The sequence below is a fragment of the Agromyces sp. NPDC127015 genome (assembly GCF_042725165.1).
GTDB lineage: Bacteria > Actinomycetota > Actinomycetes > Actinomycetales > Microbacteriaceae > Agromyces > Agromyces chromiiresistens.
On sequence record NZ_JBHXDI010000005.1, the window covers coordinates 545,408 to 560,174 of the forward strand.

At 71.5% G+C, this 14,767-nt stretch carries 15 protein-coding genes; 12 read left to right on the forward strand and 3 right to left on the reverse strand.

The genetic code is table 11. The features are described 5' to 3' along the window. Positions 1–92 precede the first annotated feature (92 nt). The 5 genes from ACFWGP_RS17275 to serA all read left to right on the forward strand — a co-directional run bounded on the left by ACFWGP_RS17275 (position 93) and on the right by serA (position 5,521). On the forward strand, positions 93–1,982 hold the full coding sequence (locus ACFWGP_RS17275; protein WP_376931446.1) for a 5'-nucleotidase C-terminal domain-containing protein: 1,890 nt from the start codon (positions 93–95) through the stop codon (positions 1,980–1,982). Between the two features lie 134 nt (positions 1,983–2,116). After that, entirely contained in the window at positions 2,117–2,869 is a 753-nt protein-coding gene (locus ACFWGP_RS17280; RefSeq protein ID WP_275505746.1) for a copper homeostasis protein CutC, read from the forward strand. A 43-nt stretch (positions 2,870–2,912) separates the two neighbouring features. Next, the gene (locus ACFWGP_RS17285) at positions 2,913–3,386 is read left to right on the forward strand and encodes a DNA polymerase III subunit gamma/tau (protein ID WP_376931447.1); all 474 of its coding nucleotides are present in this window, start codon (positions 2,913–2,915) and stop codon (positions 3,384–3,386) included. Continuing rightward, positions 3,383–3,742: a hypothetical protein gene (locus tag ACFWGP_RS17290; RefSeq protein ID WP_231430656.1), complete on the forward strand. Its 360-nt coding sequence runs from the start codon at positions 3,383–3,385 to the stop codon at positions 3,740–3,742. The genes ACFWGP_RS17285 and ACFWGP_RS17290 overlap by 4 nt, the downstream gene beginning before the upstream one ends. 189 nt (positions 3,743–3,931) lie before the next feature. Beyond that, positions 3,932–5,521, forward strand: a complete 1,590-nt coding sequence (serA, locus tag ACFWGP_RS17295; protein WP_231430657.1) for a phosphoglycerate dehydrogenase — start codon at positions 3,932–3,934, stop codon at positions 5,519–5,521. 204 nt (positions 5,522–5,725) lie between these two features. On the opposite strand, the gene ACFWGP_RS17300 is transcribed toward serA, so the two are convergent. Beyond that, positions 5,726–6,292 carry a TetR/AcrR family transcriptional regulator gene (locus ACFWGP_RS17300; protein WP_231430658.1) on the reverse strand — a complete coding sequence of 189 codons (567 nt, stop codon included), beginning with the start codon at positions 6,290–6,292 and terminating at the stop codon, positions 5,726–5,728. A 112-nt stretch (positions 6,293–6,404) separates the two neighbouring features. Here ACFWGP_RS17300 and ACFWGP_RS17305 point away from each other — a divergent pair, with 112 nt between their 5' ends. Next, the gene (locus ACFWGP_RS17305) at positions 6,405–8,021 is read left to right on the forward strand and encodes an MFS transporter (RefSeq protein ID WP_376931448.1); all 1,617 of its coding nucleotides are present in this window, start codon (positions 6,405–6,407) and stop codon (positions 8,019–8,021) included. A 104-nt stretch (positions 8,022–8,125) separates the two neighbouring features. On the opposite strand, the gene ACFWGP_RS17310 is transcribed toward ACFWGP_RS17305, so the two are convergent. Next, positions 8,126–8,386: a DUF6458 family protein gene (locus ACFWGP_RS17310; protein ID WP_231430660.1), complete on the reverse strand. Its 261-nt coding sequence runs from the start codon at positions 8,384–8,386 to the stop codon at positions 8,126–8,128. Positions 8,387–8,527: 141 nt separating this feature from the next. Here ACFWGP_RS17310 and ACFWGP_RS17315 point away from each other — a divergent pair, with 141 nt between their 5' ends. The 5 genes from ACFWGP_RS17315 to ACFWGP_RS17335 all read left to right on the forward strand — a co-directional run bounded on the left by ACFWGP_RS17315 (position 8,528) and on the right by ACFWGP_RS17335 (position 12,693). Then, positions 8,528–9,598, forward strand: a complete 1,071-nt coding sequence (locus tag ACFWGP_RS17315; RefSeq protein ID WP_275505749.1) for a 3-isopropylmalate dehydrogenase — start codon at positions 8,528–8,530, stop codon at positions 9,596–9,598. 39 nt (positions 9,599–9,637) lie between these two features. Beyond that, the gene (locus tag ACFWGP_RS17320; RefSeq protein WP_231430662.1) at positions 9,638–10,753 is read left to right on the forward strand and encodes a branched-chain amino acid aminotransferase; all 1,116 of its coding nucleotides are present in this window, start codon (positions 9,638–9,640) and stop codon (positions 10,751–10,753) included. A gap of 41 nt (positions 10,754–10,794) precedes the next feature. Beyond that, positions 10,795–11,241, forward strand: coding sequence for a GNAT family acetyltransferase (locus ACFWGP_RS17325; protein ID WP_376931449.1), 447 nt, complete (start codon positions 10,795–10,797; stop codon positions 11,239–11,241). A 144-nt stretch (positions 11,242–11,385) separates the two neighbouring features. Beyond that, positions 11,386–12,159 carry a fumarylacetoacetate hydrolase family protein gene (locus ACFWGP_RS17330; protein WP_231430664.1) on the forward strand — a complete coding sequence of 258 codons (774 nt, stop codon included), beginning with the start codon at positions 11,386–11,388 and terminating at the stop codon, positions 12,157–12,159. 12 nt (positions 12,160–12,171) lie between these two features. Next, a complete protein-coding gene (locus ACFWGP_RS17335) occupies positions 12,172–12,693 on the forward strand; it encodes a group III truncated hemoglobin (protein WP_376931450.1) in 522 nt (173 codons plus the stop codon). Here ACFWGP_RS17335 and ACFWGP_RS17340 read toward each other — a convergent pair. Then, positions 12,659–13,714, reverse strand: a complete 1,056-nt coding sequence (locus ACFWGP_RS17340; RefSeq protein WP_376931451.1) for an aminotransferase class V-fold PLP-dependent enzyme — start codon at positions 13,712–13,714, stop codon at positions 12,659–12,661. The genes ACFWGP_RS17335 and ACFWGP_RS17340 overlap by 35 nt on opposite strands. An 81-nt stretch (positions 13,715–13,795) precedes the next feature. Here ACFWGP_RS17340 and ACFWGP_RS17345 point away from each other — a divergent pair, with 81 nt between their 5' ends. Continuing rightward, a complete protein-coding gene (locus tag ACFWGP_RS17345; RefSeq protein WP_231430667.1) occupies positions 13,796–14,743 on the forward strand; it encodes a LysR family transcriptional regulator in 948 nt (315 codons plus the stop codon). Positions 14,744–14,767 lie beyond the last annotated feature (24 nt).

The following is a 14,767-nucleotide window of genomic DNA, read 5'->3' on the forward strand; positions in this document are numbered from 1 at the left end:
ACGGGCCGTTCGTCGCCGTGCGCGAATGAGCACGAGGAATTCAGCTGCAAACCCTTGCAGTGAGCCATCCCGACGTGGTCGGATTCGATGCCATGAGCGATCACTCGAATCACGAACCCGTCCCCCGCTGGTGCTCGTGCGCAGTTCCCGACGAAGAGGTCGGCCACGCGTCATCCGGTTTCACCCGACGAAACGTCCTGATCGGCGCCTCGGCCGCGACCGCCCTCGCCGCGGCCGGCTGGTCGGCCGCCCCGGCGACGGCGGCGACGAACGGCACGACGGCGAAGATCACGATCATGGGCACGTCCGACCTGCACGCGAACGTCGTCAACTGGGACTACTACAAGGACGCGGTGTACTACGACGGCAAGCCGGGTGTTCCGAGCAACGCGGTCGGGCTCTCGCGGGTGGCCAGCCTCGTGAAGCAGGTCCGCGCCGACCGGGGGCGCGGCAACACCCTGCTGTTCGACGCCGGCGACACCATCCAGGGCACCCCGCTCGGGTTCTACTACGCGACCGTCGATCCGATCACCGAATCGGGTGCGATGCACCCGGTGGCCGCGCAGATGAACGCCCTCGAGTACGACGCCGTCGCCCTCGGCAACCACGAGTTCAACTACGGCCTCGACTTCCTCGACAACTGGATCTCGCAGATGGACGCCCCGGTGCTCGCCGCGAACGCCGTCCACGCGGGCACGAAGGTTCCCCGGTACACGCCGTACACCATCACGTCGATGAAGGTCGCGAAGGGACACCCGCCCGTCAAGGTCGGCGTGCTCGGACTCACGAACCCCGGCGTGGTCATCTGGGACAAGGCGAACGTGTCGGGCAAGGTCGAGGTGCTCGACCTCGTCGAGACCGCCAAGCGCTGGGTTCCGGTGATGAAGGCCGAGGGCGCCCACATCATCGTCGTGAGCGCCCACTCGGGTGAGAGCGGCCTGTCGACCTACGGGCCCGAACTGCCGATCGAGAACGCGGCGAAGCTCGTCGCCGAGCAGGTGCCGGACGTCGACGTGATCCTCTTCGGTCACGCGCACGCGGAGATTCCCGAGCGCCTCGTCACGAACCTCGTGACCGGCGCCGAGGTCATCATGAGCGAGCCCAAGAACTGGGGCCAGCGCCTCAGCGTCTTCGACCTCGATCTCGCCTACGCGCGCGGCAAGTGGTCCGTCGCCGAGCACAAGGCGTACCTGCTCAACGCGAACACCGTCGTCGACGACCCCGAGTTCGTCGCGATCGTGCGCGACCAGCACGATGCCGTCGTCGACTACATGCACTCGAAGGTCGCGGTCTCGACCGAGGAGATGCTCGCTGCCGAGTCCTGCTGGAAGGACACCGCGATCCTCGACTACGTCAACAAGGTGCAGACCGAGACCGTCGCCGCGGCGGTCGCCGGCACGCCCGAGGCCTCCCTGCCCATCGTCTCGATCGCCGCGCCCTTCAACCGGGCCGCGAGCTTCCCGCAGGGCGATGTGACGATCAAGGACGTCGCGGGGCTCTACATCTACGACAACACGCTCATGGCCTCGATCCTCACGGGCGCGCAGATCAAGCAGTACCTCGAGTTCTCTGCCGAGTACTTCAAGGTCGTCGCGCCCGACGCCCCGATCGAGCCCGAGAAGTGGACGAACGCGGCGACCCCGAGGTCGGCGTTCACACCCGACTACAACTACGACCAGTTCTCGGGCGTCGAGTACACGATCGACATCTCGAAGCCGGTCGGCCAGCGCATCTCGCCGCTCATGTACGACGGTGCGCCGGTGACCGACGGCCAGCAGTTCCTCGTCGCCGTGAACAACTACCGCCAGTCGGGCGGTGGAGGATTCCCGCACATCGCGTCGGCACCGGTCGTCTACAACGCCCAGGTCGCCATCCGCGAGGCGATCGTCGCCTACGCCTCGGAGCAGGGCACGATCGACCCGGCCACCTTCCACACCGTGAACTGGAAGCTCGTTCGCAACGGGGTGCCGGTCTTCCCGTAACGGGTCGTGTCGCGCGCACGGCGGCCCGCTCCGAGGATGCCTCGGGGCGGGCCGCCGCCGTGCGGCCGCGGTGTCGAGGTCCGCGGAGACGGCGGCGACGTCGGAGCGCGGTGCCGCCCGCTACGCTGTCGAGAATGGTCGCCTTCCCGCTCCCCGTCGAGATCGCCGTTCAGGATGCCTCGGGCACGCGCATCGCGCTCGAGCACGGTGCCGCGCGCATCGAGCTCTGCCAGGCCCTCGGCCTCGGCGGCCTCACGCCGTCGATCGGACTCGTCGAGACGGCGGTCGGGCTCGCCGCCGAGGCGTCGGCACCCTCGTTCGTGCACGTGCTCGTGCGCCCGCGCGGCGGCGGATTCGTCTACGACGCCGACGAGCTCGACACGATCGAGCGCGACATCCGGGCCGTGGTCGCCGCCGGCGCCGACGGCGTGGTCGTCGGCGCGCTCACCGAGACGGGCGACCTCGACGTCGAGGCCGTGCGCCGGTTCATCGACGCCGCGGGGCAGGCCGACGTCACCGTGCACCGCGCCGTCGATGCCGCGAACGACCCCCGCGCCGCGGTCGCCGGTCTCGCTCGCCTCGGCGTGCGGCGGGTGCTCACCTCGGGCGGCGCGGCCGACTGCCGCACGGGCCTCGCGAATCTCGCGGCCATGGCCGAGGCGTCCGGCGTACTCGAGATCATGGCCGGCGGCGGAGTGAGGCTCGACGACATCGCGGAGCTCGCCGCGGCGGGCGTCGATGCGGTGCACCTCTCGGCCCGCGGGCGGGCCGTGCGAGGCGGCGCGAGCGGACCGGGCGGCGGGGTCGACGGATTCGACGAGACCGATGCGGCGCTCGTGGCCGCCGCCGTCGAGGCTGCCCGGCGCGGGGTGACCGCGGGCGCCTGACTCCCGCGAGCGGCCCGGGGAGCCGCGCCGCTAGGCTGGAGCCATGCGTCCCGACCCTGATTCCGACGACGACGCCCTGCGCTGGGACGGTGACGACGACCCGACCCTCGCCCCAGGCTGGAAGACCGTCGGCAAGGCGGTTCCGCTCGCTGATGCGGGAGCCGCGGAACCGGCCGACGACGGAGCGGCCGACGAGGAGGCCGGCGGGTCGAGCGACGAGGATGCCCCGGCGCAGACGGGCTCGGCCGTGCTCATCGCCCTGGGCGTGCTCGGCGGGGTCTACCTGCTCTACACGATCGGCTGGCTCATCACCGCCGTGCGGACGTCGGCGCCCGGCACGAGCGTCGTGAGCGACGCCATGTACTCGCTCGGGCTCTGGCTCGCCGTGCTCGCTGCGCCCTGCTGGTTCGCGCTGGCACTGCGCGGCACGACGACCACGCGGTCGCGATTCCTCTGGCTCGTCGCGGGCGCCGTCGTGCTCGTCCCGCTGCCGTTCGTACTGGGGGTGACCGCATGACCGCCGAACCGCTCGCCCCTGAGGCGTCCGCCCCCTCGCGCCGCGTGCCGATGTGGCTCGATGTCGCGCTCGCGACGCTGTTCGGCCTCTTCTACGCGTACGACGTGTGGGAGGTCGTCGAGAGCGTCGTGCAGCTGCTCGGCATCGGGCTGACGTTCTCGCCGGCGGGCTGGGCGATCATGACCGTGGCGTTCCTCGCGCCGTTCGCGTGCTTCTTCGCCGCGTTCGCGCTCGGCCGGTCGCGCGGCGTGCTCCCTCGCGTCGCGCTGTACTTCACCGGACTCTGCGTCTCCGGCGCGCTGTTCCTCAGCTGCACGGTGCTGCTGGGACTCGTGCGCGGGGTCGTCGTCGGCTGACACCCGAGTCCGCGCACAGTTCGTTCGCGCTTTCACCCATTCCGGCCCGATCGACCGGTGTCGTGGGCCGTCACAGAACGAGATGCGGCGTCATGCTCCAGTAGGGTTGTCGGGGTAACGGCGCCCCCACTGGCGTAGGCGCACCCCCCTTTGCGCGCTTCGTCGCGCACCGCCCCGAAGGAACCGTTCGTGTCAAAGCCGGTCGTGCTGATCGCCGAAGAACTCTCGCCCGCCACCGTCGACGCCCTCGGGCCCGACTTCGAGATCCGCAAGGTCGACGGTACCGACCGTCCGGCGCTCCTGTCGGCGCTCGCCGATGCCGCCGCCGTCCTCATCCGTTCGGCCACGAAGGTCGACGCCGAGGCCATCGCCGCGGCGCCGAACCTGCGGGTCGTCGCCCGTGCCGGCGTCGGCCTCGACAACGTCGACGTGAAGGCGGCCACGACGGCCGGCGTCATGGTCGTCAACGCCCCGACGTCGAACATCATCTCGGCCGCCGAGCTGACGATCGGCCACATCCTGAGCCTCGCCCGCCACATCCCGGCCGGGCACGCCTCGCTCTCGGCGGGGGAGTGGAAGCGCTCGGCCTACACCGGCACCGAGCTGTACGAGAAGACCGTCGGCATCATCGGTCTCGGCCGCATCGGCGCGCTCATCACCGCCCGCCTGCAGGCGTTCGGCGTCGAGGTCATCGCGTACGACCCGTTCATCACGTCGGCGCGCGCCCAGCAGCTCGGCGTGCAGACCGTCTCGCTCGACGAACTGCTCGAGCGCAGCGACTTCGTCACGATCCACATGCCGCGCACGCCCGAGACGGTCGGCATGATCGGCGCAGAGCAGCTCGCCAAGATGAAGAACACGGCGTACATCGTGAACGTCGCCCGCGGCGGCCTCATCGACGAGCAGGCGCTGCACGACGCCCTCGTCTCGGGCGAGATCGCGGGCGCCGCGCTCGACGTCTTCGTGCAGGAGCCGCCGAAGGAGTCGCCGCTCATCGGCCTGCCGAACCTCATCGCGACGCCGCACCTCGGCGGGTCGACCGATGACGCGCAGGAGAAGGCGGGCGTCTCGGTCGCGAAGTCGGTGCGCCTCGCCCTCGCCGGCGAACTGGTGCCCGACGCCGTCAACGTCGCAGGCGGCGTCATCGACCCGTACGTTCGCCCCGGCATCCCGCTCGTCGAGAAGCTCGGGCAGCTGTTCTCGGGCCTCGCCCACGGCGCGCTCACGAGCCTCGACGTCGAGGTGCGCGGCGAGCTCGTCGACTACGACGTGAGCGTGCTGAAGCTCGCGGCGCTCAAGGGCGTGTTCACGAACGTCGTCTCCGAGACCGTGTCGTACGTCAATGCGCCGCTCCTCGCCGAGCAGCGCGGCGTGCAGGTGCGCCTCATCACCGAGGCCGACAGCCCCGAGTACCGCAACGTCATCACGCTGCGCGGCGCACTCGCCGACGGCACCCAGGTGTCGGTCGCGGGCACGCTGACCGGCCCGAAGCAGGCCGAGAAGCTCGTCGGCGTGAACGGCTACGAGCTCGAGGTGCCGATCGCGACGACGCACATCATCATGGAGTACACCGACCGCCCCGGCATCGTCGCGGTCTACGGCCGGGAGTTCGGCGAGGCCGGCATCAACATCGCCGGCATGCAGATCGCCCGTCGCGAGGCCGGCGGATCGGCGCTCAGCGTGCTCACGGTCGACTCGCCGGTTCCGGCCGACGTGCTCGACCGGGTGCGCGAGGCGATCGACGCGACGCTGTTCGTCGAGATCGACATCACCGAGTAGGTCGATTCACCGCCCGGATGCCTCGGCGCTGCGCCCTCGCGGGCGTCGCGCCGAGGCATCCGTCGTTCTGGGACGTTGCAGGGGCATGCGGTCGGCGGGTGCGTATGCGGTGGTGCCGGCCGGAATGTCCTGTGACGTCGCCGGCTGAAGCGGATCCGGTCGATCCTCTCGGAGCGTCGCGCCGACGCCGGGAGCGACCTATTGTCAGCGGGTGACGAGGCGCTCGAGCAGGGCGACGAGCGCCGTCAGCTGCTCGGCCGAGACCGACCCGGTCGCGGCGGCGGGGAGGTCGACGCCGACGGCTTCTGCGCGGAGGGCCGCCCGATGGTAGAGGCCGTCGCCCAGGAGGGTGACGGCGAGGGCGAGCGTCGGGTCGCCGACGTGCCGCGTGATGGTCTCGATCCAGCGGGTCTCGGCCTCGTCGAGTGCGCGCCCCGCCTCGCGATCGCCGCCCTGGGCGAGCCGCAGCGTCGCCACGAAGGTGTGGTCGAGCGGGGTCTCGATGTCGAGCGAGGAGCGCAGGAAGTAGGCGATCGCGCCGTCGGGCGCCTCGTCGATGCGCGTCAGGTCTTCGTCGACGAGGCGCAGCAGGCGCTCGATGAGCCCCGCGACGAGGGCCTGCTTCGAGCCGAAGTGGTAGAGCAGCCCGCCCTTCGAGACGCCGGCGGCGCGGGCGGTCGCGTCGATCGTCGCGGTGCGCTCGCCGTCGGCGATGATGAGCCGTTCGAAGGCGTCGAGCACCGCTTCGCGGGCGGCGGGTGGGCGGGCCATGGCTTCATTCTCCCTGAAACGGCGGTGATCGCGTGCTGGGCGAGGCGGCTGCCGCGACGTCGGCGGATTCTGTTACTATACCAGCCAGACGGTATAGAAACTGAGTGAAACCATGACCGACCAGACGGCCACCACGACCACGACCACGAACCAGACGAACGGCCGGCCGCGCGCCGTGCCCGAGGCATCCGCCGCGGCCGCCGCCACCCGCGCCCGGGCTGCGGCCCGAGCCGGCCGAGCGCCGCGCCGCGCCTGGCTCGCCCTCGCGGTGCTCATGCTGCCGGCGCTGCTCGTGTCGATCGACAACACGGTGCTGAGCTTCGCACTGCCCGAGATCTCGAGCGACCTCGCGCCGACCGCCGCGCAGCAGCTCTGGATCATCGACGCCTACCCGCTCGTGCTCGCCGCCCTGCTCGTCGCGATGGGCAGCGCCGGCGACCGCTGGGGCCGTCGCCGCATGCTCATGATCGGCTCGATCGGCTTCGCGGCCGTCTCGGTCGGGGCGGCCTTCGCGCCGACCGCCGAACTCCTCATCGCGGCGCGTGCCGCGCTCGGCTTCTTCGGCGCGATGCTCATGCCCTCGACGCTGTCGCTGCTGCGCTCGATCTTCAGCGATCGCGAGCAGCGGCGTCTCGCGATCGCGATCTGGGCCTCGGCGTTCGCCGCGGGCAGCGCGCTCGGACCGCTCGTGGGCGGCGTGCTCCTCGAGCACTTCGCGTGGGGTTCGGTGTTCCTGCTCGCGGTGCCCGTGCTCGTGCCGATGCTCGTGCTCGTGCCGCTGCTCATCACCGAGAGCCGCGACCCGAATCCCGGTCGCATCGACGTCTGGAGCATCCTGCTGTCGCTCGCGACGATGGCGCCGATCGTGTTCGGCATCAAGCACCTCGCGACGGAGGGCATCGACGTCGTCGGCCCGCTGTTCATCGTCGGCGGGCTCCTGGCCGGCTACCTGTTCGTGCGGCGCCAGCTCGCAAGCGACGCCCCGATGCTCGACGTGCGCCTCTTCACGGTGGGGCCGTTCGGCGGCGCCGTGCTCGTGAACCTCCTGAGCGTCGTGTCGCTCGTCGGCTTCCTGTTCTTCGTGTCGCAGCACCTGCAGATCATCGCGGGGCTCTCGCCCGTCGAGGCGGGGCTCGCACTCCTGCCCGGACTCATCGCGATGATCATCTCGGGCCTCGTCGTCGTGCCGATCGCACGTCGCGTGCACCCGAGGGTGCTCGTGCCCTCGGCGCTCACGCTGTCGGCGGGCGGCTACCTCGTGGTGGCGTTCGGCGCTTCCGACGGGTCGACCGGGGCCGTGATCGTCGCGTTCACGATGCTCGGCATCGGGATCGGCATGGCCGAGACCGTCTCGAACGAGCTCATCCTCTCGAGCGCGCCGCCCGCGAAGGCGGGCGCGGCGTCGGCCGTCTCGGAGACGGCGTACGAACTCGGCGCGGTGCTCGGCACCGCGGGCCTCGGCAGCATCATCGCGGCGCACTACGCGAGCGCGATCGAACTGCCCGCCTCCCTGACGGCGGCCCAGGCGGATGCCTCGCGCGAGACGCTCGCAGGCGCGGCGGCCGTCGCGAGCGAGCTGCCCCCGGCGCAGGCCGACGAGCTCATGGGCGCCGCGGCCGTCGCGTTCGACGGCGGCGTGCTCGTGACCTCGCTCATCGGCGTCGGCCTCATGGTCGCCGCCGCGGTCGTCGCGGCGGTCACGCTGCGCAACCCCGCGCAGCACGACTGAGCGCCGGCCGCCCGGGCGGACGCCCGGGCACGCGACGGGTCGCGCGTGCGTCGGGCGCCCGCACCGGCTCGGCGGCGAGGGTGCGGCGGGTCACGCCGTGACGATCAGAGCGTCGGGTCCTCGGGCGTGGAGTTCTCGGCCCGAGTCATCCGGTCTCCCGTCGTGGGGTCGACGCTCGTGTGCGACGTCGCGATCGTCCGGCGGCGCCGGACGAGCAGGATGATCCCGATCACGATGATCACCGCACCGGCGGCCATCAGGATGTAGCCGACGAGTTGCAGGTCGATCCAGTCGACCGTGACATTCAGGGCGTACGTGAGGATCGCGCCGATGACGACGAGCACGATACCGAGTCCCAGACTCATTGCGTCCTCCCTTGTTCCGCGACGGCCGTGGGCGGACGCCGCCTCGATGAGCATCCCGTCAGGCGACGGGTCCTCGTCATAGGGCTGAGCGTAGCGAGGTACGGCACTACGCTGGAGGGGCTGGTGCGAGAAGGAGAATCCATGGTACGTACGGTCAAGCTCGCGGTCATCCCCGGAGACGGCATCGGCCCCGAGGTCGTCGCCGAGGCGCTCAAGGTGCTCGACGCTGCGACGGCCGGGGGCGACCTCGCGTTCGAGCAGACGCCGTTCTCGCTCGGTGCCGCACGCTACCTCGAGACGGGCGACGTGCTGACCGATGCCGACCTCGACGCCATCAAGGCGCACGACGCGATCCTGCTCGGCGCGGTCGGCGGGGTGCCGGGCGACCCGCGGCTGGCCGGCGCCAACATCGAGCGCGGCCTGCTGCTGAAGCTCCGCTTCGAGCTCGACCACTACGTGAACCTGCGCCCGAGCGTGCTCTACCCGGGGGTCGTGAGCCCGCTCGCGAATCCCGGCGACGTCGACTTCGTCGTCGTGCGCGAGGGCACCGAGGGCCCGTACGTCGGCAACGGCGGGGCGATCCGCGTCGGCACGCCCGCGGAGGTCGCGAACGAGGTCTCGGTCAACACCGCGTACGGGGTCGAGCGCGTCGTCCGCTACGCGTTCGCCGAGGCATCCCGCCGCCGCAACAAGCTCACGCTCGTGCACAAGACGAACGTGCTCGTCTTCGCGGGGTCGCTGTGGAAGCGCACGGTCGACGCCGTCGCCGCCGAGTTCCCCGATGTCGCGGTCGACTACCTGCACGTCGACGCGGCGACGATCTTCCTCGTCACCGATCCTGCTAGATTCGATGTCATCGTCACGGACAACCTCTTCGGCGACATCCTCACCGATCTGGCCGGCGCAATCAGCGGCGGCATCGGACTCGCAGCCTCGGGCAACATCAACCCCGACGGCACGTTCCCGAGCATGTTCGAGCCGGTTCACGGTTCGGCTCCCGACATCGCCGGGAAGGGCATCGCCGACCCGACCGCCGCGATCGGCTCGGTCGCGCTCCTGCTCCGCCACCTGGGCGAGACGGATGCCGCGACCCGCGTCGAACGGGCGATCGCCGACGACGTCGCCGAGCGCGGCGACGCCGCACGGTCGACCAGCGAGGTCGGCGACCGCATCGCCGCCCGCATCGCGGCGACGGTGCCCGCGAATTCGTAGCAACCGCATCCCATATCCGCATCTCTGAGAGAGGGCGCCATGACCATCGACCTTCCGCTCCAGGCCCCGACCGCCGCCGGGCTCATCTGGCAGACCATCCGCAACCCCGAGGCGAAGTCCGACGCCGAGCGCGAGGCGATCCTCGCCGCTCCGGGCTTCGGCCAGCACTTCACCGATCACATGGTCGACGTGTGCTGGAGCGAGAAGGGCGGCTGGCATCGGCCGCGCGTCTCGCCGTACGGTCCCATCCAGCTCGACCCCGCGGCCGCCGTGCTGCACTACGCGCAGGAGATCTTCGAGGGCCTCAAGGCCTACCGTCACGCCGACGGCTCGATCCAGACCTTCCGCCCGCAGGCGAACGCCGCGCGCATGCAGCGCTCCGCCCGCCGCCTCGCGCTGCCCGAGCTGCCCGAGTCGATCTTCCTCGACTCGCTCGCCCAGATCATCTCGGTCGACGGAGCGTGGGTGCCCTCGGCCGACGAGACGAGCCTGTACCTGCGTCCGTTCATGTTCGCGAAAGAGGCGTTCCTCGGCGTCCGTCCCGCGAAGAAAGTCGCGTACTACCTCATCGCGAGCCCGGCCGGGGCGTACTTCCCCGGCGGCGTGCAGCCCGTGAACATCTGGCTCTCGACGAACTACGCCCGCGCCGGCAAGGGCGGCACCGGTGCCGCCAAGACCGGCGGCAACTACGCGTCGAGCCTGCTGCCGCAGGCCGAGGCGTACGAGAAGGGCTGCCAGCAGGTGCTCTTCCTCGACGACGAGCGCAACCTGGAAGAGCTCGGCGGCATGAACGTCGTGCTCGTCACGCGCGACGGCCGGCTGCTGACCCCCGAGTCCGACTCGATCCTCGAGGGCATCACGCGCGACTCGATCCTGCAGCTCGCGCGCGACCGCGGCATCGAGGTCGAAGAGCGCAAGATCTCGATCGACGAGTGGCGCCGGGGGGCCGAGTCGGGCGAGATCATCGGCGCGTTCGCGTGCGGCACCGCCGCGGTCGTCGTGCCGATCGGCAAGCTGCTCGCGGACGACTTCGAGATCGTGCACGAGGGCGACGCCGCGACGGAGCTCGCGATGTCGCTGCGCGACGAGCTCACGGGCATCCAGTACGGCCGCGTCGAAGACCGTCACGGCTGGATGGTGCGGCTCGACGCGTGACCGAGGCGTCCTCCTCCTCGTCGGCGCCTGCGGATGAGACGGTGACGGCCGGATCGATCGCGATCCGGCCGTTCGCCGTCGGCGACACCGAGGCGGTGGTCGCGCTCTGGCGCGCAGCGGGTCTCGTGAAGCCGTGGAACGACCCCTACCTCGACGTCGAGCGCAAGCTCTCGGTGCAGCCCGAGCTGTTCCTGGTCGCGGTGGCCGGCGATCCCGCCGCCGGCCGCGTGGTCGGCACGGCGATGGTCGGCTACGAGGGGCACCGCGGGTGGGTCAACTACCTCGCGGTCGCCGACCCGGCCCGCGGCACGGGACTCGGGCGAGCGCTCATGGACGAGGCCGAGCGCCGGCTCATCGAGCGCGGCTGCCCCAAGCTCAACCTGCAGGTGCGCACGTCGAACACCGAGGTGATCGCCTTCTACGAGCGGCTCGGCTACGTGATCGACGACGCGGTGAGCCTCGGCAAGCGGCTGATCCCCGACGGCTGAGCCGGTCGGGCCGCTGCGTCGCCCCGCCGGCGTGCCCGGTGGTCGGCACGCTCATCGAGTCGCCGAAGCATGCTCTTCTTCGCGTCATGAGCAGCACTGTTCGGCGACTCGGCGGGCGAAGACCGCGCCGATAGGCTTGACGTCATGAAGATCGCGCGGTTCAGCCACGGTGAGACCATCTCGTTCGGCGTCGTCGACGAAGAGGAGCACGAGCTCGTCGTGTTGAAGGCCGACCCGATGTTCGCCGGCTACGAGCCGACGGGCGAGCGGGTTCCGCTGACCGAGGCGAAGCTGCTGGCGCCCGTGATCCCGCGGTCGAAGGTCATCGCGGTCGGCAAGAACTACCGCGACCACGCGGCCGAGATGGGTGGCGAGGCGCCCGCCGAGCCGCTGCTCTTCCTGAAGCCGAACACCTCGGTGATCGGCCCCGGCGACGCGATCGTGCTGCCGAGGCAGAGCGAGCAGGTCGAGCACGAGGGCGAGCTCGCGGTCGTCATCGGGCGCATCGCGAAGAACGTGAGCGAAGCCGACGCCGACCAGGTGATCTTCGGCTACACCATCGCGAACGACGTGACGGCCCGCGACCTGCAGCGCCGCGACGGCCAGTGGACCCGCGCGAAGGGCTTCGACTCGTTCTGCCCGCTCGGCCCGGTCATCGACACCGACGTCGACTTCGCGGCCGGCACGATCGAGACCAGCGTCAACGGCGAACGCCGCCAGGACGGGCGACTGGCCGACCTCGTGCACTCGGTGCCCGCGATCGTCGCGTACGCCTCGAGCGTGTTCACGCTGCTGCCGGGCGACGTCATCCTCACGGGCACGCCCGCGGGCGTCGGCCCGATCGTCGACGGCGACACGGTCGAAGTCACGATCTCAGGGCTCGGCAGCCTCTCGAACCCGGTGCGCGCCGCGCAGTAGGCGAGTCGGGGCATGGGTGCGGCGAGCGGGGAGCGGCGAGACATCCGCGACCGCGACGATCTCGCCGCGCTGATCGGGGCGTTCTACCGTCGTGCGTTCGCGGACCCGCTCATCGGCCCCATCTTCACCGACGTCGCGCACATGGACCTCGACCACCACCTGCCGATCATGTGCGACTTCTGGGAGACGGTGCTGTTCGACACCGGTGCCTACCGCCGCAACGCGCTCGCGCTGCACGTCGCGGTGCACGCGAAGGCGACGCTCGGCGCACCCGAGTTCGATCGCTGGCTCGAGCTGTGGAACGCCGAGGTCGATGCCCGTTTCGCCGGCCCCACCGCCGGACGGGCGAAGACGCAGGCGCAGCGGATCGCCGCATCGATCCGGCGACGCCTCGAGGGCGGATCGGGCTCGATGCACAAGACCATCACCACGCGCGAACGCCTCGAGGCGGCGGGCATGATCGATGCACCCGACGGCTCGGGCGCCGATGCCGAACGGCTCAGCCGACGCCGAGCGGGCTGCGTGAGCCGGTGACCGCGTCGGCGGCGAGGGCGACATCCTCTTCGTCGTTCCAGAGGTGGAACGCGACCCGCGCCCGACCTGCGCGCCCCGACGCGACGAGCCCGGCCGCGGTCAGCGCGGCGAGGTCGCACCCGGTCTCGTCGGGCCAGGTCACGATGGCCGAGTCGGATGCCTCGAGCCCGAGCCGCTCGCGGAACGCGTTCGCGAGCCCGACATCGTGGCGCCGCACCGCCCGCAGGTCGAGCGACGCGGCGAACCCGAGCGCCGCCTCGGCGCCGGCCCAGGCATGCCACGCGGGGGAGACCTCGAACCGGCGCGCGCCCTCGGCGAGGTGCAGCTCGGGCCCGTAGCACGATGCCCACGGGTCGGCACCCGAGTACCATCCCGCGGTGTGCGGGGTGAATTCGGCGACCGCGCGGTCGGAGAACGCCGCGAAGGCCGCACCGCGCGGTGCGCCGAGCCACTTGTACGCGTGGCAGACGACGAGGTCGCCGGCGACCTCGTCGGTCGGCATCCAGCCGGTCGCCTGGGTCGTGTCGACGAGCGTCAGCGCGCCGGCCGCCCGGGCGGCAGCGGCGATGGATGCCTCGTCGGCGACCTCCCCGGTCGCCGACTGCACGAGCGAGTAGGAGACGAGCCAGGTCGACGTCGAGATCGCGTCCGCGAGGGCGTCGAGCGGCACGTGGCGCACTCGGAGGTCGCCCCGGGCGAGGAACGGTGCGACGACCGACGAGAAGTCGCCGTCGACGCAGAGGATCTCGGCACCGGCCGGCGCCGACGCGGCGGCGAGCCCGGCGAACACCGAGACCTGCGAGCCGGTCGCCACGCGCTCGGCCACGGTACCGAGCAGCGCGGCAGCGTGACCGCGCGCCCGCTCGAGAGTCGCCGAGTAGTCGGCGGCGCTCGCGGTGCCGGTCGCCCACCGCTCCAGGTCGCGGCGCACGGCGTCGCGGGTCACATCGGCGGGAAGTCCCAGCGTGCAGGCGGCCAGATAGCCGCGGCCGGCGGCGAAGCGGTCTCCGAGTTCGAGCATGCCTCCAGCCTCGACGTCCGAGAATCATTCGACAAGGCCCAGTGAGCGATGATATGCATAACGTCCGATTATGATTACGGCATGTCGGACGCCTCGATCGAAGCCCTCGCCGCAGCCCTCGACCTGCAGACCGTGCGGGTCGTGCGACGCATCGCCGAGCACGGCTCGCTCACGGCCGCAGCTGAGGCGCTCGGCTACAGCCAGCCCGCCGTGAGCCAGCAGCTGCGCCGTTTCGAGGAGCGCACCGGCATCGCCCTCGTCGAACGCGTGGGCCGAGGCATCCGCCTCACCCAATCGGGCCGGGTGCTCGCCCGCCACGCGAACGCCGTCGCGACCGCGCTCGAAGCGGCCGCGGGCGAGCTCGCCGAACTCCGGGGACTCCGCGCAGGACGGGTGCGCCTCGTCGCGTTCCCGTCGGCGTCGGCCACGCTCGTGCCCCGACTCATCGCCGCCCTCGCGGCCGAGCATCCCGGCGTCACGGTGACCTACGTCGAGGCGGAGCCCCCCGAGGCCGTCGCCGCCGTGCGCGGCGACCGGGCCGACGTGGCGATCACCTTCAGCTACCCGGGCGACCGCGACGACCCGCACCGGGCGAGCGCGCGCGGTCTCGACGTGCGCAGCTACGGCGACGAGCCGATGCGGCTCGTGCTGCCCACGGGGCATGCGGCCGCGGCATCCGAGACGATCGATCTGGCCGAGCTGGGGGAGGAGCCGTGGATCGCGGGCTGCCCGCGGTGCCGCGGCCACCTGCTCGAACTCGCCGGCGCCGCCGGGTTCACGCCGCGCATCGCGTTCGAGACCGACAACTTCGTCGCCGTCGAGGGCATGGTCGCGCAGGGGCTCGGCGTCGCGCTGCTGCCGGCGCTCGCGCTCGCCGCGTCGCCGAGGCATCCGGGGGTCGTCACGCGGCCGACGGCCCGCGCCGACGTGCGGTCGCTGCATCTGGTGACCGCCAAGGGCGCCGACCGGGTGCCCGCCGTCGCGGCGGCGCTGTCGGCGCTGGCCGCGCTGGCGGGTCACGAGGGCTGAGCGCGCCACCCCGGCACCGCGAAC

Coding starts and splice junctions, on each gene's coding strand:
- ACFWGP_RS17340 (WP_376931451.1), bottom strand. CDS start 13,714: ATGCTCGAACTCGGAGACCGCTTCGCCGCCGGCCGCGGCTATCTGGCC.
- ACFWGP_RS17345 (WP_231430667.1), top strand. CDS start 13,796: ATGTCGGACGCCTCGATCGAAGCCCTCGCCGCAGCCCTCGACCTGCAG.
- ACFWGP_RS17300 (WP_231430658.1), bottom strand. CDS start 6,292: ATGGCCCGCCCACCCGCCGCCCGCGAAGCGGTGCTCGACGCCTTCGAA.
- ACFWGP_RS17320 (WP_231430662.1), top strand. CDS start 9,638: ATGACCATCGACCTTCCGCTCCAGGCCCCGACCGCCGCCGGGCTCATC.
- ACFWGP_RS17280 (WP_275505746.1), top strand. CDS start 2,117: ATGGTCGCCTTCCCGCTCCCCGTCGAGATCGCCGTTCAGGATGCCTCG.
- ACFWGP_RS17310 (WP_231430660.1), bottom strand. CDS start 8,386: ATGAGTCTGGGACTCGGTATCGTGCTCGTCGTCATCGGCGCGATCCTC.
- ACFWGP_RS17315 (WP_275505749.1), top strand. CDS start 8,528: ATGGTACGTACGGTCAAGCTCGCGGTCATCCCCGGAGACGGCATCGGC.
- ACFWGP_RS17275 (WP_376931446.1), top strand. CDS start 93: ATGAGCGATCACTCGAATCACGAACCCGTCCCCCGCTGGTGCTCGTGC.
- ACFWGP_RS17305 (WP_376931448.1), top strand. CDS start 6,405: ATGACCGACCAGACGGCCACCACGACCACGACCACGAACCAGACGAAC.
- ACFWGP_RS17290 (WP_231430656.1), top strand. CDS start 3,383: ATGACCGCCGAACCGCTCGCCCCTGAGGCGTCCGCCCCCTCGCGCCGC.
- ACFWGP_RS17330 (WP_231430664.1), top strand. CDS start 11,386: ATGAAGATCGCGCGGTTCAGCCACGGTGAGACCATCTCGTTCGGCGTC.
- ACFWGP_RS17285 (WP_376931447.1), top strand. CDS start 2,913: ATGCGTCCCGACCCTGATTCCGACGACGACGCCCTGCGCTGGGACGGT.
- ACFWGP_RS17335 (WP_376931450.1), top strand. CDS start 12,172: ATGGGTGCGGCGAGCGGGGAGCGGCGAGACATCCGCGACCGCGACGAT.